At 74.4% G+C, this 22,784-nt stretch carries 17 protein-coding genes; 13 read left to right on the forward strand and 4 right to left on the reverse strand.

Annotation, left to right across the window (positions count from 1 at the left end):
• Window positions 1-238 precede the first annotated feature (238 nt).
• From ACIRVF_RS41570 to ACIRVF_RS41605, 8 genes are all read left to right on the forward strand, one after another.
• A complete protein-coding gene (locus tag ACIRVF_RS41570; protein WP_402830080.1) occupies window positions 239-1,648 on the forward strand; it encodes a sensor histidine kinase in 1,410 nt (469 codons plus the stop codon).
• On the forward strand, window positions 1,600-2,265 hold the full coding sequence (locus tag ACIRVF_RS41575) for a LuxR C-terminal-related transcriptional regulator (RefSeq protein ID WP_402830082.1): 666 nt from the start codon (window positions 1,600-1,602) through the stop codon (window positions 2,263-2,265). Before ACIRVF_RS41570 ends, ACIRVF_RS41575 begins: the two co-directional genes overlap by 49 nt.
• Before the next feature lie 196 nt (window positions 2,266-2,461).
• Window positions 2,462-4,165 (forward strand): DUF2637 domain-containing protein, encoded by a 1,704-nt coding sequence (locus ACIRVF_RS41580; RefSeq protein ID WP_402830084.1) that lies wholly within the window; start codon window positions 2,462-2,464, stop codon window positions 4,163-4,165.
• A 129-nt stretch (window positions 4,166-4,294) separates the two neighbouring features.
• Window positions 4,295-5,584, forward strand: a complete 1,290-nt coding sequence (locus ACIRVF_RS41585; protein ID WP_402830086.1) for a DUF6986 family protein — start codon at window positions 4,295-4,297, stop codon at window positions 5,582-5,584.
• A 222-nt stretch (window positions 5,585-5,806) separates the two neighbouring features.
• Window positions 5,807-6,463, forward strand: coding sequence for a YigZ family protein (locus tag ACIRVF_RS41590; RefSeq protein ID WP_402830089.1), 657 nt, complete (start codon window positions 5,807-5,809; stop codon window positions 6,461-6,463).
• Between the two features lie 209 nt (window positions 6,464-6,672).
• Complete coding sequence (locus tag ACIRVF_RS41595) at window positions 6,673-8,487, forward strand: hypothetical protein (protein WP_402830091.1); 1,815 nt, start codon at window positions 6,673-6,675, stop codon at window positions 8,485-8,487.
• Window positions 8,488-8,601: 114 nt separating this feature from the next.
• Window positions 8,602-10,323, forward strand: coding sequence for a restriction endonuclease (locus tag ACIRVF_RS41600; RefSeq protein ID WP_402830093.1), 1,722 nt, complete (start codon window positions 8,602-8,604; stop codon window positions 10,321-10,323).
• Between the two features lie 543 nt (window positions 10,324-10,866).
• Window positions 10,867-11,634 (forward strand): ZIP family metal transporter, encoded by a 768-nt coding sequence (locus ACIRVF_RS41605; protein ID WP_402830095.1) that lies wholly within the window; start codon window positions 10,867-10,869, stop codon window positions 11,632-11,634.
• A 70-nt stretch (window positions 11,635-11,704) separates the two neighbouring features.
• On the opposite strand, the gene ACIRVF_RS41610 is transcribed toward ACIRVF_RS41605, so the two are convergent.
• A complete protein-coding gene (locus ACIRVF_RS41610; RefSeq protein WP_402830098.1) occupies window positions 11,705-12,661 on the reverse strand; it encodes a LysR family transcriptional regulator in 957 nt (318 codons plus the stop codon).
• Between the two features lie 109 nt (window positions 12,662-12,770).
• On the opposite strand from ACIRVF_RS41610, the gene ACIRVF_RS41615 reads away from it, so the two are divergent.
• A complete protein-coding gene (locus ACIRVF_RS41615; RefSeq protein ID WP_402830130.1) occupies window positions 12,771-13,712 on the forward strand; it encodes an EamA family transporter in 942 nt (313 codons plus the stop codon).
• Here the strand turns inward: ACIRVF_RS41615 and ACIRVF_RS41620 are convergent.
• Complete coding sequence (locus ACIRVF_RS41620) at window positions 13,603-14,148, reverse strand: MarR family winged helix-turn-helix transcriptional regulator (protein ID WP_402830101.1); 546 nt, start codon at window positions 14,146-14,148, stop codon at window positions 13,603-13,605. The genes ACIRVF_RS41615 and ACIRVF_RS41620 overlap by 110 nt on opposite strands.
• A 163-nt stretch (window positions 14,149-14,311) precedes the next feature.
• Here ACIRVF_RS41620 and ACIRVF_RS41625 point away from each other — a divergent pair, with 163 nt between their 5' ends.
• Entirely contained in the window at window positions 14,312-14,650 is a 339-nt protein-coding gene (locus ACIRVF_RS41625) for a DUF2218 domain-containing protein (RefSeq protein ID WP_402830103.1), read from the forward strand.
• 5 nt (window positions 14,651-14,655) lie between these two features.
• On the opposite strand, the gene ACIRVF_RS41630 is transcribed toward ACIRVF_RS41625, so the two are convergent.
• Window positions 14,656-15,270 carry a phosphatase PAP2 family protein gene (locus ACIRVF_RS41630; protein WP_402830106.1) on the reverse strand — a complete coding sequence of 205 codons (615 nt, stop codon included), beginning with the start codon at window positions 15,268-15,270 and terminating at the stop codon, window positions 14,656-14,658.
• Between the two features lie 491 nt (window positions 15,271-15,761).
• The gene (gene gabT, locus ACIRVF_RS41635) at window positions 15,762-17,117 is read right to left on the reverse strand and encodes a 4-aminobutyrate--2-oxoglutarate transaminase (protein WP_402830109.1); all 1,356 of its coding nucleotides are present in this window, start codon (window positions 17,115-17,117) and stop codon (window positions 15,762-15,764) included.
• Window positions 17,118-17,358: 241 nt separating this feature from the next.
• Here gabT and ACIRVF_RS41640 point away from each other — a divergent pair, with 241 nt between their 5' ends.
• The 3 genes from ACIRVF_RS41640 (at window position 17,359) to ACIRVF_RS41650 (ending at window position 22,771) form a co-directional block, all read left to right on the forward strand.
• On the forward strand, window positions 17,359-19,443 hold the full coding sequence (locus ACIRVF_RS41640; RefSeq protein WP_402830111.1) for an ATP-binding protein: 2,085 nt from the start codon (window positions 17,359-17,361) through the stop codon (window positions 19,441-19,443).
• 175 nt (window positions 19,444-19,618) lie between these two features.
• Entirely contained in the window at window positions 19,619-21,184 is a 1,566-nt protein-coding gene (locus ACIRVF_RS41645; protein ID WP_402830113.1) for a PucR family transcriptional regulator, read from the forward strand.
• A gap of 144 nt (window positions 21,185-21,328) precedes the next feature.
• Window positions 21,329-22,771, forward strand: coding sequence for an aldehyde dehydrogenase family protein (locus ACIRVF_RS41650; protein ID WP_402830116.1), 1,443 nt, complete (start codon window positions 21,329-21,331; stop codon window positions 22,769-22,771).
• The last annotated feature ends 13 nt before the right edge of the window (window positions 22,772-22,784 follow it).

Genomic DNA, 22,784 nt, shown 5'->3' on the forward strand with positions numbered 1-22,784 from the left:
GCAGGGGGGACCCTGTGGGAGAGTAGGACGCCGCCGAACAATCATTCAGAAAAGCCCCTGATCCAATCGGATCAGGGGCTTTTCGCATTTCCGGACCGTCCGACCAGTCAGGTGTTGCTCCTGCCACCGACAGGTGGTGCTAGGTCCACCCCGGAATTGGGGTGCCATGGCCAGTGTCCCGAGCAGGTCGTTCGTGAACACTGATGAAGGACGATCGGTACCGGCATCGGGAGCTTGCGTGACCACAGAGACTCGTACGAGCGGCACGTCCGTGCGTGCCCAGATGCGGGAGGCCCTCCAGGCCGGTGGCCAGGGGTTGGCCCGGCTGGCGCAGGCAGTGCTGGGCGCGGTACCGGGGTCCGTGCTGCCGGTGGGGGCCGCGATCTTCTCGGGGGCGGTGACATCCCGGTTCCTTGAGTCCTACTACGCGTCGTCCTTGGTGGCCCTCGCGGTCGCGGCTGTCGTGGGCTCCGCGGTGGCCGCCCTGTGCGTCCGCCGTACCGCGGACCGTACCCGCAGGTTCCTGCAGCGCTGGTACGGCATCCGCCTGCCGGCGGTCTACGGTCCGTTGCCGAAGCTGGAGTCGGACGAGCGAGGGCACTGGTGGACGGGGTACTCCTACCACCGCTCGCGGACGGTCGCGAAGTACGCGCAGCTGGTGCACTGGGGCCTGCGGGACCGGACCACCCGCGCGGAGCTGCTCTGGCTGGCTGTGAATCCCGTCCTGGTCGTCGTCCTGGGTGGCGCCGTGGGTTTGCTGCTCGTGCTGGGCACGGTCTTCGCCCTGTCGGGCCCGGTGCCGGCGAACGCGTTCGGCCCGATGAGTCCTCGAATGACGTCCATGGCGCTGAGCCTGCTGGTCGGGATCGGCATGGTCCTCGCCGGGACACTCCTCGCGCCGTACGCGGTGCGCGGGTACGGGGAGGTCGCCCGCAGGGTGCTGGACCAGGACGGTCGGGCGACGCACGCCCAGCTGACCAGGCGGGTGGCCGAGCTGACCGAGACCCGGGCGGACGCGGTGGGCAGCCAGGCAGCCGAACTGCGGCGGATCGAGCGCGATCTCCACGACGGCGCCCAGGCGCGGCTGGTGGCGATCGGGATGACCCTGGGCACCATCGAGCACCTGATGGAGACCGACCAGGAGGCGGCGCGCGAACTGCTCTCCGAGGCGCGGCAGTCCTCCGCCCGGGCGCTGCAGGAGCTGCGGGACCTGGTTCGCGGCATCCACCCGCCGGTGCTCGCCGAGCGCGGACTCGGCGACGCCGTCCGGGCGTTGGCGCTGGACAGCGCGCTGCCGACCGAGGTCTTCGTGAGCCTGCCCGACCGGCTGCCGGCCCCGGTCGAGGCGGCCGCCTACTTCAGCATCAGCGAGCTGCTGGCCAACGCGGCCAAGCACTCGGGGGCGGAACAGGTGTGGGTGGACATCCTGTACCGGGCGGGGATGCTGCGGATCACGGTGACGGACGACGGTGTGGGGGTGGCGGATCCGTCGCGGGGCACGGGCCTGCGCGGGATCGAGCGCCGATTGGGTACCTTCGACGGTGTCCTCGCCATCGACAGCACGTCGGGCGGTCCCACCACCATCACCTTGGAGTTGCCGTGCGAGTTGTCCTCGCCGAGGACCTCTACCTCCTCCGCGAAGGTCTGATCCGTCTGCTGGAAGCGCACGGCTTCACCATCGCCGCCGCGGTGGAGACCGGCCCGGAGCTGCTGGAGGCGCTGCTGACCCATCGCCCGGACGTGGCGGTGGTGGACGTCCGGCTGCCCCCGACGCTCACCGACGAGGGGCTCCAGGCCGCGCTCAAGGCGCGCCGGGAGATCCGGGGTCTGCCGGTGCTGGTGCTCTCCCAGCACGTCCAGCAGCTGTACGCGCGGGAGTTGCTGGCCGACGGCACGGGTGGGATCGGCTACCTGCTGAAGGACCGGGTGTTCAACGCGGGGCAGTTCATCGACGCGGTCCGTCGGGTGGCCGCGGGCGGGACGGCGATGGACCCGGACGTGATCGCGCAGCTGATGCAGACCACCTCGCGCCGGTCCGGCCCGCTGCTGGGGCTGTCCCCGCGCGAGCGCGAGGTGCTGGAGCTGATGGCCGAGGGCTGTTCCAACTCGGCGATCGCCGCCCGACTGTCGGTGAGCGACGGCGCCGTGGCCAAACACATCGCCAACATCTTCAGCAAGCTCGAACTCGCCCCCGACGAGGACGCCAACCGCCGGGTGATGGCCGTCCTGGCCTACCTCAACGGAACGGTGGGACAGAGCGGCTGACGGCCCGACCGGCCCGGACGTGCGAGGGCGGTCCGAACGGCGAGCCTCCAGGCTGCGGGAAAGCCGGAACGGGCGTACGAGTAAACTCCGGTGGGCCGAGCCCGGAGGTTGCCCAGCCGTCCGGCGGCCCGACTGACGTGAACCGGCAGCCGAGGCCCGTACGGCAGCAGCCGACATCCAGGGGTTGATAGACGTAATGGCACGCCCAACGCTCACCAAGGCTCATCGCGGCCTGCTTGGCCTGGTCGCGGCCGGCGCCTGCATCATCTCGGGCATCGGCTTCGCGGGCTCGTACAACGCGGTGCGCGAGCTGGCCATGGAGAAAGGTTTCGGGGCCTTCTCCTACGCCTTCCCGATCGGCGTCGATGCGGGCATCGTCGTGCTCCTCGCCCTCGACCTGGTGCTGACCTGGCTGCGGATCCCCTTCCCGATGCTGCGTCAGACCGCGTGGTTGCTGACCGTCGCCACCATCGCGTTCAACGCGGCTGCCTCCTGGGGCGATCCGCTCGGCATGGGGATGCACGCCGTCATCCCGGTGCTGTTCGTCGTCGTGGTCGAGGCCTCCCGGCACGCGGTCGGCCGGATCGCGGCGATCACCGCGGACCGCCACATGGAATCGGTCCGGGTGATGCGCTGGCTGCTCTCCCCGGTGCCGACCTTCCGGCTCTGGCGGCGGATGAAGCTCTGGGAGCTCCGCTCCTACGACGAGGTCATCCGGCTGGAGCAGAACCGGCTGGTCTACCGGGCCCAGCTGCGGTTCCGCTACGGCCGAGGCTGGCGTCGCTCGGCCCCCATCCAGGCGCTGCTGCCGCTCAAGCTCGCCAAGTTCGGCGTTCCCCTGGACCCGTCGCTGCTCGACCGGTTGGACGAGGAGGCCCGCGAGCGCGAGGCCAAGGAGGCCCTGGCGGAACAGGGGCCCCAGGAGCTGGAAACCCCGGCCGAGCAGCACCGGGCCGCAGCTGCCATCGCCCCGGCGGTGCTTGCCGTCGGCGACCAGGCCGCCGCTCCCACCGGACTCCGGCCGCAGGCGGCCCAGCGGCTCCAGCCCGGGCAGCCTCAGCCCGGGCGGCCTCACCAGCCGCAGACCCAGCAGATCCAGCAGCCGCAGCCGCAGCCCCAGCCCGAGCCGGCCCAGGACGGACAGCTCGTCCAGGACCAGTCCCAGGGCCCCGCTCCCGCAGCAGCCGCGCCGCTGTCGCCCGAGGTCGCCGCGCCGATGCTGGCGAAGCTGCACGCCGTCCGGCTGCGCGTCGCCCATGAGCCGGACGAGCCGGCGGACAGCGCCCCGCAGCCCCGCGGTGAGGAGCTGAACGTCTGGACCGAGCGCCCGGTCCGTACCACCGGCCACTCGGCCGATCCCGCCCCGGGCGGCCGGGTGCCAGGCCAGGCCTCGCCGTGGTTCAAGCCGCCGCGTCCGGTCGCCGATGAGCCCGCCCCCGCAGCCGCCCCCGCCCCCGTGCCTACTCGCCCGGCCCCGGCCCCGGCCCCGGCGTCCGCCTCCGCTCATCCGGCCCCCGCGCCGCGGGCGCATTCCCAGCACCCGGCCGCCCCCCAGCCGCAGGCCGAGTCGACCGTAGAGCCGCAGCACCGTCAGTCGGCCGCCCAGGGCGAGCACCACGCCCAGCCCGAGCAGACCGCTCCGGCCGAGGAGCCCGCCCAAGCCGTGCAGTCCGAACCGCACCCCGAGGCGGTGCCGCTCGACCAGGACATCGCCTACGACGCCCTGGTCTCCTACATCGACAACCACGGCCACCAGCCCGACCCGCCGCGCCTCGCGGCCTGGCTGACCGCCGAGTACGGCATCACCGGCAAGGGGCCGGACGGCTCGGTCCACCCCAAGGAGGTCGCCGAGCTCTACCCGCAGCTGCGCGACCGGTACGCCGCCGCCGGAAGGGACTGAGCCCGCGCCGACACCCGGCGTCCGACACCCCGCGTCCACCGCTCGGTCGGCCATTGACGCCCGACCCCACCGGAGCTACCTTCGCCTCAACAAATTGTTGAAGTGCTGGTTCGGTATGGAGGAGCGCGGATGTCGCAGGTCGAGGTCGACGGAACCGGACCGACGGGCGGGGCCTCCTTCTCCGCCGCCGCCCGCGACGCCGTGGAGGCGCTGCTGGCCCCGGTGGACGCCGACCTGGCGCGCCGCTACCCGGGCGACTCCGGCACCCGGCAGCCGGTGCACACCGTCTACGTCCCCGCCGACGCCTTCGGTGCCGACACCGTACGGGACTGGGGCCGCCAGGCCCTGGAGGCCTTCGACACCCACGCCGGCACCCCCGCCGAGCTGGCCCGCGCGCTCGGCGTCGCCGAGGACGAACTGCTCGCCGACGTCCACGCCCGGGTACGCGCCAAGCTGGAGCGCGAGCCGATCGAGGATCTGCGGATCGACTTCGAGGACGGCTACGGGCCCCGCCCGGACGCCGAGGAGGACGCCGCCGCCGTCCGGGCCGCCGAACTGGTCGCCGCCGCGGTGGCCGAGGGCAGTGCGCCGCCCTACCTCGGCATCCGGATCAAGTGCATGGAGGCGCCCGTCCGCGCCCGCGGCATCCGCACCCTGGAGCTGTTCCTGGCCACCCTGCTGGCGAACGGCGGCCTGCCCGAGGGCCTGGTACTGACCCTCCCCAAGGTCACCTACGCCGAGCAGGTCACTGCGCTGGTCCGGCTGCTGGAGGACTTCGAGCGCCGGGCCGGGCTGCCCGCCGGGCGGATCGGCTTCGAGATCCAGATCGAGACCACCCAGGCGATCCTCGGCCCGGACGGCCGGGCCACCGTCGCCCTCATGATCGAGGCCGCCGAGGGCCGCGCCACCGGCCTGCACTACGGCACCTTCGACTACAGCGCCTCCTGCGGCGTCAGCGCTGCCCACCAGAGCATGGACCACCCGGTCGCCGACCACGCCAAGGCGGTCATGCAGGTGGCCGCGGCCGGTACCGGGGTCCGGCTCTCCGACGGTTCGACCAACGTGATCCCCACCGGCTCCACCGAGCAGGTGCACGCCGCCTGGAAGCTCCACCACGACCTGGTCCGCCGCTCCCTGGCCCGCGCCTACTACCAGGGCTGGGACATGCACCCGGCACACCTGCCGACGCGCTACGTCGCGGTGTACTCCTTCTACCGCGAGGGCCTGGCGACAGCCGCCGCCCGGCTGGCCGCGTACGTCGCCAAGGCAGGCGGCGACGTCATGGACGAGCCGGCCACCGCCCGGGCGCTCAGCGGCTACCTCCTGCGCGGCCTGGACTGCGGCGCCGTCGACCCGGCCGAGGTCACCGCGCTGACCGGACTGGACCGTGCCCGGCTGGACGCGCTCGCCGGGCGCTGAGCTCCGGCCACTCTGCTCCGGCCACTCTGCTCCGGCCGCCGACCCCGGCCGCCGACGCCGACCACCGGCCGCCGACGCCGACCACCGGCCGTCCCGGCCCGATCCGGCGCGGCCGCGGCCCCCAGCGGCCCGCGGCCGTGCGCCAACTAGGCTGGCGGTGCCGCCCCGGACCCCGGGGTGCGCGCCGCCAGCCGTCGCCGTTCCCGGGAGAACCACCGCGCCATGTCCGCCACGCCGGAACCGACCGCCAGGCCGTACCTCACCATCCGGCGGGCCGGCAGCCACGAGACCGAGATCAAGAAGTCCCGCTTCATCTGCCACCTGGCCCGGGTCTCCGACGAGGACGAGGCGCAGGCCTTCATCGCCGGCATCCGCAAGCAGTACTGGGACGCCCGGCACAACTGCACCGCCTTCGTGGTCGGCGACGACCAGCGCCGCGAGCGCTCCAGCGACGACGGCGAGCCCGGCGGCACGGCCGGGGTGCCGATGCTGGAGGTGCTGCGCCGACGCGGCCTGACCGACACCGTCGCCGTGGTGACCAGGTACTTCGGCGGGATCAAGCTCGGTGCGGGCGGTCTGGTGCGGGCCTACGGGAACGCGGTGTCGGAGGCGGTCGACGAGGTCGGCCTGCTGGAGCGGCGACCGGTCGCGCTGCTCGCGGTGACGGCGGACCACGTGCGCGCCGGGCGGGTGGAGAACGACCTGCGGGCCGCCGGGTACGCGGTGAGCGACCTTTCCTACGAGGCGGCCGGGGTGCGGATCGAGGTAGGCGTGCCGGAGCCGGAGGTGGCCGGGTTCCACACCTGGCTGGCGGAGGCGACCGGCGGCACGGCGGTGGCGGTACCGGCCGGGCGCACCTATGTCGAGGTGCCGGTCTGAGGCCCGGTCCGCCGGGTCGCCTCTCGTAGCCGAGCGGCAGCGCCACGCGGAAGACGGCTTGAACAGATTCACTCGAACGTAGTGTCGTGACCCGGAGTTGGAACTTCCGCTCCGGGCCATGGCGTTTCCTGGGCAAGGATCCGGCCGAACCGGACGAAAACCATCGATGGAGGACACAGGACCCCACCCCGCACCACGGAGGTATGCGCATGACCTCAGACCGCTCGCCGTCGTCCGCCGGCGCCGACCTACCCGGTGCCCGCGGCCCCGCGACGCCCTACCGGATGACCGTCACCACCGCCCTCCCGCACGCCGAGGCCGTCGCCCTGGCCGACGAGCAGCTCGCCTCCTGGCTGAAGCAGGAGGGCTGCGAGGAGCCCCCACCCACCCCCGACGCCGCAGCGGGAGCACTGCCCGCCGCCGAGCGACTGCGCCTGGGCGAGCGCGTCCTGCTGGACCGCGACCGCGGGCCGCTGCGCGGCGGCCCAGGTGCCGGCCGCTACGACCGCCGCCGCCTGCGCACCCCGGCCCCCCACGGCACCCGGCAGCTCACCCTCACCGTGGCCACCGGCGCCGAAGGCCCCACCTGGTTCCGGCTGGAGGCCGAGACCCACCACACCGGCAGCGGCGTGCGCACCCCCTGCCGGGTGCCGGTCCCCGAGCTGGCCCGCACACTGCTCCCGCTGCTGGACGCCGCCGACGGCCCGGCCGCCGTCCACCCCGCCCCCCGGGTGGTCACGGCCGACGAGGTCGACGACCTGATCGACGAGCTGTGCGACCCGGAACGCCGGCTGCCCACCGTGGTCGCCAGCGTCCCGTTGAACCTCCCGCTCGACCACTGGGTCCGGGAGGTGGTCCGCCCGCTCTGCCGACAGCTCCCCGGCCTCGCCACCGCCTACGTGCTGGACCCGGGGGCCCGTACGGGGTTCAACGTCGCGCTGGAGTACCACACCGTGTACGGCGGCGCGGTGCGCACCTACCTGCCCGAGGTCGACCCGGCCTCCCGGCAGGACGGCGCCCGGCACCCGGTCCTCGCCCGGGGCCGAATAGAGCAGGACCTCCGCCGCGCCGCCGGGCTGCTCGCCCGGGAGCCGCGCCGCCTCGCAGCCGACCAGCCGCTGCCCCCGGCACTGGCCGCCGTCCCGGTGCTGCGCGTCCCGCCCCCGCAGCTGCGCCCGTCCGCCTACCGGACGACCGGGGCCGGGACCGCGCTCACGGGCACGGGCACGGGCACGGGCACGATCGCGGCCGCGACCGTGAACCGGCCCTTCGATCCGGCCGTCGATCCGGCCGTCGAACTGGCCGCGTGCGCCCGCGAGGAACAGCAGGACCGCGCCGAGCAGCAGGCCCGGGCCGACGAACTGGAGCGGGTCCGGCACACCCTCCGCCTGGAGCGCCGCGACCGCGGTCAGACCAGGGAGGCCCGCGAGGTCCACCTCCGCACCGGTGCACGGGGATCCCTGACCGGCCGTCACTGCAGCGGGCCGGGCGCCACCGGCCGTCGCAGCGCCGCCCAGTCCGCGGGGTGCCCGGCCAAGCCGGAGACTTTCACCGAACTCCTCGCCAGGATCGGCGAGTTCCCGCTGCTGACCTTCACCGGCGACCAGAAGAGCGCACTGGCCCTGGACGGCTTCCAGTGCGCCGGCGCCGGCTGGGCCCGGCTCGCCTGGGACGGGCTGACGGCCCTGCAGGAGTACGCGGAGGCGGCCGTGCGCGGCGCGGCCGGCGGCGACTTCAAGCAGTGGTGCGAGCACACCCCGGACGGCTGCCACCGCTTCCCGCCCCGCAAGGCGGTGCGCGGCGAGTCCCGGACGGTGTTCAGCCACACCAAGTGGAAACGCGAACGGATGCTGCCGGTGCCGGAATGCGTGGACGGCTCCCGGCGCGCGTTCATGGGCGCGCACCTGCGGATCGGCGGCGGCCGGACCGCACCCCGGCTGCACTACCTGGACGACTGCTCCGGCAGTGGCCGGATCTATGTCGGCTACATCGGCCTGCACCTCACCAACACCCGGACCAACTGACCGGCTTGGCTGACCGCCGCGCCCGTTCGGTGGACAATGTCCGGCAGGGGCGGGGCCGCGGGCCGGTCGGTCGTCTCTGGTAGGCGCCGGACGAGCATGGGGGAACGACGACCGATGCAGTACTCAGCAGACGGCCAGTCCGACGGCACCGCCACCGTCCAGTTCCCCCAACCGGGCTTCCTCGCCTCGGTCTTCCGCGACCTCGGCGCCGACCAGGGCCCGGAGCCGGACCCCGCCGCCGGCCGGGCCACGCCCGGCCGTCCCGACTCGAACAGCACGGACCCGAACCCCGACTACCCGTATCCCGCCGACTCGGACCCCGCCGACCCGGACCCCGACCAGCCGGACCCCGCCGACCCGAACTCCACCGACCCCGGTGAGGCCATCGCGGCGCACGCCCGGGCCGCCGCCCTCACCCACCACCGCACGCTCACCGTCCAGGCCGAGCACGACCGGCTGGCCGACCTGCTGCGGCGGGCCGCGCTGCCCGTCTCGGCCATGGACTTCGAGAGTCAGCTGCGTCACTACGAGCCCCGCCCCTACCCGGCCGACGGCCCGGGGGTCGAGGAGGGGGCCGAGCCCCGCTGGGAGGACTTCGCCCCTGCCGAGCCGGCCGCCGCCGACCCGGCGAGCGGCCCCTCCCGCCGGCTGCTGGACTCCGGCTACCAGCGCGAACTGGCCCAGGCCCGGCTCGCCCACCAGCGCGCGCTGCGCGAGTGGCGCACCCGCCGTGCCGAGGCGGGCAGCCCGGCCGCTGACGAGTCCCGGCGCGCCCACGAAGCGGCCGAGGAGGCCCGGGCCCGCGCGGTGCGCGAGTACAACGAGAGCCTGGAGGAGTGCCGACGCGCCTACCGGCTGGCCGAACCGGCCGCCGTGGAGTCGCTGCTGGAGCGCGCACTGGCCGCCGCCGAGACCGCCACCCAGGACCTGTCGGCCCCCTGTCGAGCGGTCTTCCGGCCGCTCACCCGCACCGCCGTGCTGGATCTCGACCTGCCCCCGCTCGACCTGGTGCCCTCGCTCACCGGGTACCGACTCGCCCCCGACGGCGACATCGTCCCGGTGCCCCGGCCGCCCGCGGACCGGGCCACCGACTACCTGCGGCTGGTCGCCCGGCTCGCCCTGCGCTCGCTGCAGGCCGCCGACGCCGTGGACACCGACGAGATACTCGCCGGCGTCGTCCTCAACGGCTGGCTGCGCGAGCCCGGCGCAGCCGAGCCGCTCTGCCTGCTCAGCGTGGACGCCGACCGGGACGCGCTGGCCCGGACCCGGCTGCTGCCGCCGGAGACCCCGTACGAGGACCGCGACGACGAGGGCGTCTACGCCGACGCCGAGCAGGACGAGGCCCTGGTCCGGCTGCGCCAGCTCGGCGCCGCCGTCACCCCGGACCCGTACGCCCGGACGGTCGTCCAGCCGGCCGCCCAGGCCGGTGCCACCGTTCCCGCCGCGCCCGACCTGTCCGCCAACGAGTTCGCCGAGCTGGTGCGCGACCTGCTCACCCGGGGCGGGCTCGCCGCGTGGAGCGTACGGCTGCGCGGCCCGGCCGGGCTGGTCGCCACCGGCGAGGGCGCCCCCGGCAGCGCGCTGCCCGGCCGCTGGGTGGTCTGGGCCTCCAGGGACACCGCCCCGGTCGGCGTGGAGCAGATCGAGACGCTGGCCGAGGCGGTCCGCGAGGAGTCCGCCGAACGCGGCCTGCGCCTGACCACCGGCCGCTTCGCGGAGGAGGCCCTGGACCTCACCGCGGAGGAGGGCCACCGGCACATCCACCTGATCGACGGCGACGGCGTCCGCGAACTCGCCCGCACCCACCTCGGTCTGCCGCTCGCCGCGGGGCACTGACCGGGCCCCGCAGCAACCTGTCCCCACCGACCGGAGCGCCCGCGTAAACGGATCGCCCGCGCAACCGGGACGCCCGCGCAACCGGGACGCCCATGCAACCCGGGTGCCCATGCAACCGGGCGACCGCGCAACCGGATCGCCCGCGAAACCGGGGCGGCGCGGTGCGACCGGGATTTCACTCCGACGGCCCACCCGGCGGGCGTCCCTCCAGGCCCGGACCAAGGCTGAGGGGACCGGGCCGACGGGACCGAGCGGAGCAGCCGGTCGAGCCCCTGGTACCCCCCCGGGCGATCACCGTCGAACTGCCGTCCGGTACGGTCGTCGGTCGGCCCGGCCACGGGCGGACCCCAGGGGAAGAGGAATGGGCAGAACGCTCGGCAGACCACACGACGGCACCGGCCATCCGGCGGGCCCCGCCACCTCGGGGCACCCCGCCACCTCGGGACACCCCGCCACCTCGGGACACCCTGCCACCTCGGGGCACCCGGCCACGCCGGCGCACCCGGCACCACCACCGCCCGCCCCGGCGGCGGAGGCGGCCCGATGACCGCCGTCCTGGTCGCCGCCGGAGCGTTCCTGATGACGCTGATCGGTGGCTTCGTCGCCCAGCGCACCGGCGACCGCCGCCACCTGGTGCTCGGCTTCGCCGCCGGCCTGATGCTCGGCGTGGTGGCCTTCGACCTGCTGCCCGAGGCCATCCACCAGGCGCCGGGCGAGGTGCACGGCGTGCCCCAGGCGCTGCTGATGTTCGCGGGTGGCTTCCTGACCATCCACGTGATCGAGCGGGCCGTCGCCATCCACCGCGGCCACGAGGGCGAGTACGCCGAGCACACCCACGGCGGTCACCACCATGGCCACGCCCACCGCTCCGGGCACCAGGGCATCGGCCTGACCGCCGCGCTGGCCCTGGTCGGGCACAGCGTGATGGACGGCTTCGCGATCGGCGCCGCCTTCCAGGCCGGCACCACGGTCGGCACCGTGGTGGCCATCGCGGTGGTCGCCCACGACTTCGCCGACGGCTTCAACACGTACACGATCACCCGGCTGTACGGGAACAACCGGCGCCGGGCGCTGACCCTGCTCGCGGCCGACGCGCTGGCCCCGGTCTCCGGCGCCGCGATCACCCTGGCCTTCACCATCCCGGAGCACCTGCTCGGCCTCTACCTGGGCTTCTTCTCCGGCTTCCTGCTCTACCTGGCGACCTCCGACATCCTCCCGGAAGCGCACAGTCCGCACCCCTCGCGCAGCACCCTGCTGTGCACGCTGGCCGGGGTCGGCTTCATGTGGCTGATCATCGGTCTCGCCGGCTGACACCGCCGGTCCGGTCCCGCCGCCACCGCCGCTACGCCTCCTCGACCGCCCGCTTCTTCGACCACCGCCGCTACACCTCGTCGACCGCCGCTTCCTCGACCGCCGCCGCCTCGTCGACCGCGGCTCCCTCGATCGCCGCCCAGCAGTCCCGCATCGCCGCCAGCGCCTCGGTGATCGCCGGCCGCCGGGAGGCCTGGGCCCGCCAGAGCGCGAACACCCGCCGGCTCGGCTGCGAGGCGACCGGCCGGGCCGCCACGCCGGCCGGCAGCGGACCCCGGCCGAGGCGGGGCACCACGGCCATCCCCAGCCCGGCCGCCACCAGCGCGATCTGGGTCTCGAAGTCGCCGACCTGGTAGAGCACGTCCGGCTCCTCGCCGGCCTCGCGCAGGGTCCGGACCAGCCAGTCGTGGCAGATGTTGCCCGGCGGCACGCTGATCCAGCGCTGCCCGCACAGCCGTTCCACCTGCACCGCGTCCAGTGCCGCCAGCTCGTCCCCGGCGGGCAGCACGAGGTCCACCGGGTCCGTCCCGAGGTGCAGCCGGGAGAGCCCCTCCTGCACCGGCAGCGGCACGCTCGGCCAGTCCTGCACCAGGGCGAGGTCCACCTCGCCTCGCGCCACCAGCTCCGCCGCCGGGTACGGGTCGCTCTCCAGCAGCCGGACGTCCAGCTCCGGACAGCGCCGTCGCAGCTCGGCCAGCACTCCGGGCATCAGCCCGCGCGCCCCGGTCGCGAAGGCGGCCACCAGCAGTCGTCCGACCGCCTGCCCGCGCTGCTCCTCCAGCCGCACCTCGGCCTGCTCCACCAGTCCCAGGACGGTCCGCGCGGTGGCGGCCAGCTCGCGGGCCGCGTCGGTCAGCACCACGCCCCGGCCCTGCCGCTCCAGCAACACCGTGCGGGTCTCCCGCTCCAGCTTGGCGATCTGCTGGGAGACCGCCGAGGGCGTGAACCCGAGCGCGGCCGCCGCCCCGCCGACCGAACCGTGCACCGCCACGGCGTGCAGCGCCCGCAGACGCCCGAGATCCATCATGCAGCGATCCTAAAGTGTTTCCTTCAGTATTCATCGCTGGTGCTACATGTTCCCGCGCCGCCATGCTCGACCCATGACCGCAACACCCGCCGCTCCGGCCGGCGCGAGCATGAGTCCCCGTCACATCGCCCTGGCCGTCCTGGTGGCCGCCGTCTGGGGCCTCAACTTCGTCCTGATCCACGTCGGTCTGGACAGCTTCCCGCCGCTGCTCTTCTGCGCCCTGCGGTTCGCCGTGGTCGCCGTCCCGGCCGTCTTCTTCGTCGGCCCGCCCAGGGTGGCCCGGCGCTGGGTGCTGGCGGTCGGCGTGGTCCTCGGAGTGGTCAAGTTCGGGCTGCTCTTCCTCGGCATGCACGCCGGGATGCCGGCCGGCCTCTCCTCCCTGGTGCTCCAGGGCCAGGCCGGCTTCACCGCGCTGTTCGCCGCGGTGCTGCTGCGCGAGCGCCCAGGCCGGCGGCGGCTGCTCGGCCTGGCGGTCGCGTTCGCGGGCATCGGCCTGAGCGCGCTCGACCAGGGCCTCGGCGGCCCGTTCGGCGCCTTCGTGCTGGTCGTGCTGGCGGCCGTCGCCTGGGGCCTGGCCAACGTGCTGACCCGCAGGGCCTCGCCGCCCGACGCGCTGCGCTGGATGGTCTGGGTCAGCGCCGTCCCGCCGTTGCCGCTGCTGGCCCTGTCCCTGCTGGTCGAGGGCCCGGACGCGGACCTGCGCGCGCTGCGCGGGATGACCCTCGGCGGCCTCGGCGCGATCGGCTACGTGGGGCTGCTCTCCACCCTGTTCGGCTTCGTCGCCTGGAGCTACCTGCTGCGCCGCTACGACGCGACCGCCGTCGCGCCCTACTCGCTGCTGGTGCCCGTGTTCGGGATGTCCTCGGCCTGGCTGCTGCTCGGCGAGCGGGTCAGCCCGACGTCCGCCGCGTCCGCCGTGCTGGTGATCGCCGGGATCGGCATCACCGCGCTGCGCCCGGGGGCGCCGTCCGCGGCGGCGGCCCGGCTGCGAGGAAGCGGGCCTCGGCGGCGCGCAGCACTCGCAGCAGCACCTCCTCGTCCTCGGGGCTGACCTCGCCGAAGTACTCCTGCGCCACCTCGTCCCGGACCTGTCCGATCCGCTCCAGCGCCGCCCGCCCGGCCTCGGTCAGCAGGATCCGGACCGCCCGCCGGTCGGCCGGGTCGGGGCGGCGCTCGACCAGTCCGGCCTCCTCCAGCGCGTCGACCACCGTGGTGGCCGAGCGCGGGGCGATGTGCAGCTTCTCGGCGAGGTCGCTCAGCCGCATCGCGCGGTCCGGGGTCTCGCAGCCGGGGGCGTGGGCGAGCGTGCGCAGCGCCCGGGCCTGGCCGGGGGTGATGCCGTAGGGCTCCAGCCGCCAGCCGGTCTGGCGGCGGATCCGCTTGATCGCTCTGGTCATGGTGTCCGCGAGTTCGGCGGCGCCGCCGGGGGTGCCGGGCCGGGGACCGGGGGAGGGGTCCGCCGGACCGGCGGGTGGCGTGGTGGTCATCGGCGTTCTCCTCGGCTGGCGTCGGGCCAAGCGTATCGGCCGGTCCGGGGCGTGCGGCCGACGGTGGAAGTGGTCGGAGAAATATGTTGAGCCTAGCTCAGTATCTGCGCTAAGGTACTCCTAAGTGAGGGGACCCTAAGTTCCCCCTGTCCTTGGAGCCTCCATGCCCGTTTCCACCGCCCGCGTCGCCACCGACCGCCCCGCCCGCTACGCCAAGCAGCTCGCCGCCCACATGAGCCGCCGGATCGAGACCTCCTTCTCCCCGGAGACCGGCCACGGCACCCTGGTCTTCCGCGCCGGCACCGCCACCCTGGAGGCCCAGCCGGACGCGCTGCTGCTCACCGTCGAGGGCGAGCGCGACAAGCTGCCCGAGCTGGAGGACGTCGTCGGCCGTCACCTCGTCCGCTTCGGCGCCCGCGACGAACTCGTCGTCGAATGGCACCGCGACAACGGCGAGGCGGGCCTCGTCCACCGCAACGAGGAGGACGCCCCCGAGGCCTGACCCCGTCAGGCGCGCCGCCGGGGCAGCCACCGGTCGAGCGCCCACAGCGCCAGGCCCCCCAGGCACCAACTGGCCACCACGTCCAGCAGCCAGTGGAAGCTGCTCCACACCAGCCCCGCGCCCACCCCGACCGCCAGCGCCGCCGCGCCCGCGGTCAGCCACCGGGCCGTCCGCGCACCCGCCGCCCGGGCCAGCAGCAGCGCCGCCACGCCGTACGAGAACGTCGCCGTCGCGGTGTGCCCGGACGGGAACCAGCCCCACTGCCCCGGTACCAGGGGATCCCTGAGCGGGCCCGGCCGGGCGAACGCCGCCTTCGCGGGAACCACCAGCAGCGGGATCAGTACCGCGGTCAGTGCCGCCACCGGCAGCGGCAGCCACCAGCGCGCCGAGCCCGCCCGGCGCCACCACCGGGCGGCCAGCCCCCCGGCCGCCAGCAGCACCGGAACGGCGAGCACACCGTTGCCCAGGTCCGACAGCAGGTGGCCCAGGTGGTCGAGCAGGGCGCTCGGGTGGTCCCGGTGGGACGACCAGACGGCCGTGCGGACCGAACGGTCCAGCCCGAGCAGCGGCCCGTCCACCGCCACCTGCCAGGACACCGCCAGCAGCACCACCGCCGCCACCACCGGCACGGTCGCCGACCGGGCCGTCCGCGCCAACCGGCCCGGAACAGCGGACAGCCGCCCCGGAGCAGGGGGGAGAGCTCCGGGGCGGCTCTGATGATCGCCGTTCCGCGCGCCCCGGGGGGTGTGGGTCGGACGGTCGGTCGATCGGCCTTCGGTGTGTGCCGACCCTCGCGGGACGGCCTGGTTGTCCTCGCGGTGCCCGCGCGGACCCGCCCCTCGGGGCGGCTCCGCGGACTGCTCCGCCGATGGCTGAGGCCCGCTGTCCATCTGTGATGACACTACGTCAACCACCCTTCCGCGCCGAGCGCCTTCAGCGATTCCGCACATCATCTTCACCCCGCTCCGGACAACCCCCGGGCGGTCCCGTCGATCATGCCCGAGCCGCCCGCAGGCGCCCCCGGTCAACCGAACGGCCCGTGGGGACCAAGGTCCCCACGGGCCGTTCAGCGCTGTCCGGACATCCCTCCGGCGGGCAGGTGGCGCCTGGATCAGGCGGCGGTGACACCCTGGAGCGCGAAGGCGCCCTCGATGATGTCCAGACCCTCGGTGAGCAGGTGCTCCGGGATCACCAGCGGCGGCAGGAAGCGCAGCACGTTGCCGTAGGTGCCGGCGGTGAGGACCACCAGACCCTCGGCGTGGCAGGCCTTGGCCACGGCGGCGGTGAGCTCCGGGTTCGGCTCCTTGGAGCCCGGCTTCACCAGCTCGACGGCGATCATCGCGCCGCGACCGCGGACGTCACCGATCACGTCGAACTTCTCCTGCATCGCCCGCAGGCGGCCCAGCATGACCTCACCGATCCGCTGCGCCTTGCCGACGAGGTCCTGCTCCTTCATCGTCTCGATGGAGCCCAGCGCGGCCGCGCAGGCCACCGGGTTGCCGCCGTAGGTGCCGCCCAGGCCACCCGCGTGCGCGGCGTCCATGATCTCGGCGCGACCGGTCACCGCGGCCAGCGGCAGACCGCCGGCGATGCCCTTGGCGGTGGTGATCAGGTCCGGGACGATGCCCTCGTCCTCACAGGCGAACCACTGGCCGGTGCGGCAGAAACCGGTCTGGATCTCGTCGGCGACGAACACGATGCCGTTCGCCTTCGCGAACTCCACGATGGCCGGCATGAAGCCCTTGGCCGGCTCGATGAAGCCGCCCTCGCCCTGGATCGGCTCGATGATGATCGCGGCGACGTTCTCGGCGCCGATCTGCTTGTTGATGATCTCGATCGCCTGGGCGGCGGCCTCGGCGGCGCAGTTCTCCGCACCGGTCAGCCAGCGGTACGGGTAGGCCACCGGCACCCGGTAGATCTCCGGGGCGAACGGACCGAAGCCCTGCTTGTACGGCATGTTCTTCGCCGTCAGGCCCATGGTCAGGTTGGTGCGGCCGTGGTAGCCGTGGTCGAACACCACGACGGCGGTGCGCTTGGTGTACGCGCGGGCGATCTTCACCGCGTTCTCGACCGCCTCGGCGCCCGAGTTGAACAGCGCCGTGCGCTTCTCGTGGTCGCCCGGGGTCAGCTCGTTCAGCTGCTCGGCGACGGCCACGTAACCCTCGTACGGGGTCACCATGAAGCAGGTGTGGGTGAAGGCGGCCAGCTGCTCGCTCGCCCTGGCCACCACGGCCTCGGCGCTGTTGCCGACGTTGGTCACGGCGATGCCGGAGCCGAAGTCGATCAGCGAGTTGCCGTCCACGTCCTCCAGCACGCCACCGTTGGCACGGGTGACGTACACCGGCAGGGTGGTCCCGACGCCGGCCGCCACCGCACCCAGCTTGCGGGCCTGCAGCTCCTGCGACTTCGGACCGGGGATCGCGGTGACCAGACGGCGCTCCTGCGGGAGCGGCGTTACGGCGCTCATGGGGTATCTCCAGACTTCTCGGCTCGGTGCTTCGCAGGCTACGGCCGCCCTCCCCGACCGGGCATGCGCCACTCGGTAGCACTGCGCCGTCCGACTTGTCCGGCACGGCCAGCGCGAGCGGAACGACTACCCGCAGCCCGCGCTCCACTACCCTGAGCGCGGGCGTGTCGCCGGTACGGCGGCATGGGTATGGCGGCACCGACGGCGGTCGGGCCGGGCGGGCGAGGGAGCGGGGCCGTACATGGCACAGGACGGGTCACACCACCACGTCGAACACACCACCACCAGACCCCCGGCCCAGGTCCCCCACCAACGGCCCGGCACCCCCGCCTTCGACCTCGCCGCCTGGGCCACCGCCCCGCGCCCCGAAGCCGAACCGGGCGTCTACCGGCTCGGCTACCGGCCCATCGACCCGGAGCGCGCGGAGGCAGCCCGGGTCCCGACCTGGCCGCTGCTGCTGCGGGCGGCGCTCAACGCGGTGGTGGGGTGGTTCGCGTACCTCTACGGCACGCAGCTCTTCATGTACGTGCTCGTGTGGTTCGGCGGCCAAGCGGGCATCGGCCCGCTCGCCTCGCCCTCCGAGTCCGAGGCCATGTTCACCTTGCTCGTCGCCAACCTCCTGGTCCTGGGCGTGGTCATCAAGGTTTTCGGCCGCATGGGCCGCTGGCTGGAGGTCTGGCGCCGCTATGCGGCCCCGCTGCTGTCGCGGACGGTGACGCACGAGGAGCCCGCCGAGGAGCCCGGCCCGGCGGCCGTGGAGGCGGCCCGCAGGCTGGACCCCTGGGACGGGCTGCGCCGGGGCGGGGCGGTCGAGGCGGCGGCGCGGCTGGACGCGGAGGCGGTCGGCGACGTCGACTACGTGCGGATCCGGCGTGCCTGGGAGTCCGCGCAGGCGGATCCGGTGTTCCTGCCCGCCTTCGCCGAGCAGGTGGCCACCCGCGGCGCGGCGGCCTTCGCCCATCCCTCCGAGGCGCGCGAGCTGCCCGGACGCGTCCGGCGGCACGATCTGCTGCTGGGTCAGGTCTGTCTCGGGGTCGCGCAGGACGTGCCGAAGAACCCGTTGAGCCATCGGGCCGCCGACTTCGCGCTGGATCCGGCGGTGCTGGGCACCTCGCTGCTCGCGGTGGGCCCGGCCGGGACGGGGAAGACCGCGCGGCTGGCCCGGCCGGTGGCCGAGGCACTGTGCCTGCAGGCGCTGGCGGGCACCGCGTGCGCGGTGGTGGTCGGGGCGGCGGACGCCGATCTCGGCCCGGACGCCTGGTACGACGTGGTGATCGCCCCCGGTGACCCGGCCTCGGTGTACGGACTGGACCTCTACGGCGCGGCGCAGGACCCGGACGACGCGGCGGCCCGGCTGGCCGACGCGCTGCTGCCGGACGAACTGACCGCCCGCGCGGAGAACGCCCGGACGGCGCTGCAGCAGGTGGTGGGCCCGTTCCACGCCGCCTTCGGCCGTTACCCGGGGGTGCGCGAGCTGCGGGCCCTGCTGGGCGGGGAGCCGGATGCACTCGCGGCGCTGGTGAAGGCGCTCGGAGTGGCCGGCCGGCTGGCCGCGTACGAGCGGGACCTGGAGTACCGGGAGCGCCAGCGCGACCGGGCGGACGATCCGGGGGCGCTGCTGGCCGACCGGCTGGGCCTGCTGGAGCGGCCCGCGTTCGAGGGGGCCTTCGCGACCGACGGTACGGGCCGCCCCCCGTTCGCGATGCGGGTGCTGGACCACCCGCTGCGGGTGCGGGTGAAGCTGCCCGAGCGCAGCCACCCGGAGGCCGCGCGGATGCTGTCCCGGCTGGTGGTGGGGCAGTTCGTGCAGGCGGCCGGGGCCCGCGAGGACCGCTCCCTGTTCGCCGGCCTGGTGGTGGACGACGCCTCGGCGGCGGTGGACGCCACCGTCGTCCGCGGCCTGCAGCGGATGCGCGGCGCGAACGCGGGCGCGGTGCTGCTGCTGCGCACCCTGGTGGACCTGCCGGAGGCGCTGCGGGCGCCGCTGTTCGGCGCGGTCGGCTGCCGGATGGCCTTCCCCGGGATCGCGCCCTGGGACGGGCGGCTGTTCTCCGAGGCCTGGGGGACGCACCTGGTGCAGGAGACCGCCGTGACCCACACCCCCGACACCTCCGGTGGGGTGATGCGGCGGGCCGGGCGGATCGGGCGGAAGGCGTTGTCGGGGACGACGGCGCAGACGGAGTCGGTGACGACGCGGGATGTGGAGAGGCTGCGGTGGTCGCCGTCGGATCTGGCGCACGCGCTGCCGGCGGGGCACGCGGTGGTGTCGTTGACGGCGGTGTCGGGGGAGCAGGTGCCGCCGTTGCTGGTCGACCTGCGGGGGTGAAGCGGGTGACGCGGGGGCGGCGGGAGGGCAGGGGAGGGAAGTCGCCTTCGAGGTGGATTCGGCAGTGCCGGTTGTCCGGGGCGTCCATAATGAAGGGGAGAGACCCTCACCAGTCCCACTGCCCTCTCCTCGCCCGGCCGCAACGGCGCGGTCAGGTCGATCCCCCGAAGGTGCCATGCCCCCCACACTCGCCTCCGTCGTCCGCAACAGTTCGCTCCACCTGACGGTGCTCGCCGGTGCGGACCATCTGGAGCGGCCGGTCCGCTGGGTGCACACCAGCGAGCTGGACGACCCGACGCCGTTCCTGGAGGGTGGCGAGCTGCTGCTCACCACCGGTATCAAGCTGGGCCGCACGGCGGCGCAGCTGCAGGCGTACGTGCACCGGTTGGCCGATGCCGGGGTGGTGGGGCTCGGGCTGGGGGTGGGGCTGTCGCACACCGAGGTGCCGCAGCCGCTGGTGGAGGCGGCGCAGCAGCGGGGGCTGCCGTTGCTGCGGGTGCCGGAGCCGACGCCGTTCATCGCGATCAGCAAGGTGGTGTCGGCGGCGCTGGCCGCGGAGCAGTACGAGGCGGTGACGACCAGTTTCGAGGCGCAGGAGGAGCTGACCCGGGCGGCGCTCGGGAAGGACGGCACGACGGCGGTGGTGCGTCGGCTGGCGGCCCGGCTGGGGGGCTGGGCGGCGCTGTACGACGGGTCGGGCGCGTTGTCGGTGGTGGCGCCGGACTGGGCGGCGCGCCGGGCGGGGCGGCTGGCGGCGGAGGTGGACCGGCTGCGCCGGCGGCCGGCGCCGTCGAGTGCGGCGCTGCAGGGGCGTTCGCCGGGGATAGACACGGCGGACGAGGACTACGTGGTGGTCCAGTCGCTGGGGGCGGACCGGCGGGCCCGGGGCTTCCTGGCGGTGGGGACCGAGGACCGGATCACGCCGACCGAGCGGTACGTGCTGAACGCGGCGGTGGCGCTGCTGACCCTGACCCTGGAGCGTTCGCGGGAGCTGCGGCAGGCCGAGGAGCGGATGGGCGCGGCGCTGCTGCGGATGGTCCTGGCGGGCGAGGTGGCGACGGCCCGGCAGGTGGCGGTGGGGCTGTTCGGCGGGATGCCGGAGGGGACGATACGGGTCCTGGTGGCCGGGGCCGGGCCGAACGCGGATGCCGCGGAGGCGCTGGCGGAGCTGGGGGACCGGGCCGAGCAGGCGGGTTCCCGGGTGGGCGAGAAGCTGCTGGTGGCGCGGGAGGACGGCGCGCACGGGCCGCGGCTGATGGTGCTGGCGCTGGACAACGGCGCGGTGCACCGGGCCTGCCTGGGCGTGGTGGAGGAGCACGAGAGCCTGTCGCTGGGCGTCTCGGCGCCGGCCGCGCTGGAGGAGGCCGGTACGGCGCACGCCCAGGCGGAGCGGGCGCTGGCGGTGGCGCTGCGCGGTGGCCGCAGGTCGGTGGACCACGAGGAGGTCGGCGCGGGTTCGCTGCTGCCGCTGCTCGGGGAGGACGCGGTGACGGCCTTCGCGGAGGGGCTGCTGCGGCCGCTGCGGGAGCACGACCGGACGGCCCGCGGAGACCTGGTGGCCTCGTTGCGGGCGTGGCTGTCGCGGCACGGGCAGTGGGACGCGGCGGCGGCCGACCTGGGGGTGCACCGGCACACGCTGCGCTACCGGATGCGCCGGGTCGAGGAGCTGTTGGGCCGTTCGCTGGACGACACCGACGTGCGGATGGAGCTGTGGCTGGCGCTGCGCTCCGGCGAGGAATAGAACACCTGCCTGGACGCGGTGGAGTGGCCCCGGAGTCGAACACTCCTGGTCGGCCAATCCGGTCGGCCTGCCCTCGCCCCTACCCTCGGGTTCGGGTCCCACTCCCGTGGGCCGTACGACGACGAGGAGAGGGCCGGTACCACGGTGACCACCACGTACGATTTCTGGCTCGCCGGCCGCCGGGCGAGCGGTGACGCCGACTTCGAGGTGCACAACAGCTGGGACGGCCGTCTGGTCGGCAGGGTCAGCATTCCGACCGAGGCGCAGGTCGAGGAGGCGCTGGACGCCGCCGTGGCCGCGCTGCCGGTGTTCGCCGCCACCCCGGCGCACCAGCGGGCCGCCGCCCTGGACCACGTGGCCAAGCGGCTGGCCGAGCGCACCGAGGAGCTCGCCCAGCTGATCACGGCCGAGAACGGCAAGCCGATCAAGTGGGCCCGCGGCGAGGTGGGCCGCGCGGTGTCGGTGTTCCGCTGGGCCGCCGAGGAGGCGCGCCGGACCAACGGCGAGACGATGCGGCTGGACACCGACCCGGGCGGCGTGGGCCGTTTCGCGCTGGTGCGCCGCTTCCCGCGCGGCGTGGTGCTGGGGATCGCCCCGTTCAACTTCCCGCTGAACCTGGTCGCCCACAAGGTCGCCCCGGCGATCGCGGTCGGCGCCCCGATCATCCTCAAGCCCGCCCCGGCGACCCCGCTGTCGGCGATGGTGCTGGGCGAGATCCTGGCCGAGACCGACCTGCCGGTCGGCTCCTGGTCGATCCTGACCGTGCCGAACGACCGGATGCCGGCCCTGGTGCAGGACGAGCGCCTGCCGGTGATCTCCTTCACCGGTTCGGACAAGGTCGGCTACCAGATCATGGGCTCGGTGCCGCGCAAGCACACCACCCTGGAGCTGGGCGGCAACGCCGCGGCCGTGGTGCTCGCGGACTGGTCCTCGGAGGCCGACCTGGACTGGGCGGCCACCCGGATCGCGATGTTCGCCAACTACCAGGGCGGCCAGTCCTGCATCTCGGTGCAGCGGGTGATCGCCGACGCGTCGGTGTACGACGCGCTGGTGGAGAAGGTCGTGGCCAAGGTCGGCGCGCAGGTCACCGGTGACCCGAACGAGGACGCGACGGACGTCGGCCCGCTGGTCGACGAGAACGCCGCGAAGCGGGTGGAGTCCTGGGTGGACGATGCGGTCGCCAAGGGCGCCAAGGTGCTCGTCGGCGGGACCCGCGAGGGCGCGACCTACGCCCCGACCGTGCTGGCCGAGCTGCCCGCGGACGCGATCCTGGCCAAGGCCGAGGTGTTCGGCCCGGTGCTGTCGCTGCACCGGGTGGACGGCGTGGCGGAGGCCTTCGCGGCCGTCAACGACTCGCCGTTCGGCCTGCAGGCGGGCGTGTTCACCCACGACCTGCAGACCGCCTTCCGGGCGCACCGGGAGCTGGAGGTCGGCGGTGTGATCATCGGCGACGCGCCGTCCTACCGGGCCGACCAGATGCCGTACGGCGGTGTCAAGGACTCCGGCGTCGGCCGTGAGGGCGTCAAGTACGCGATGGACGACTACACCGTCGAGAAGGTCATGGTTCTCACCGGCCTCGACCTCTGAGGTCCCCGAGGCG

The organism is Kitasatospora sp. NPDC101157 (assembly GCF_044768255.1).
Classification (GTDB): domain Bacteria; phylum Actinomycetota; class Actinomycetes; order Streptomycetales; family Streptomycetaceae; genus Kitasatospora.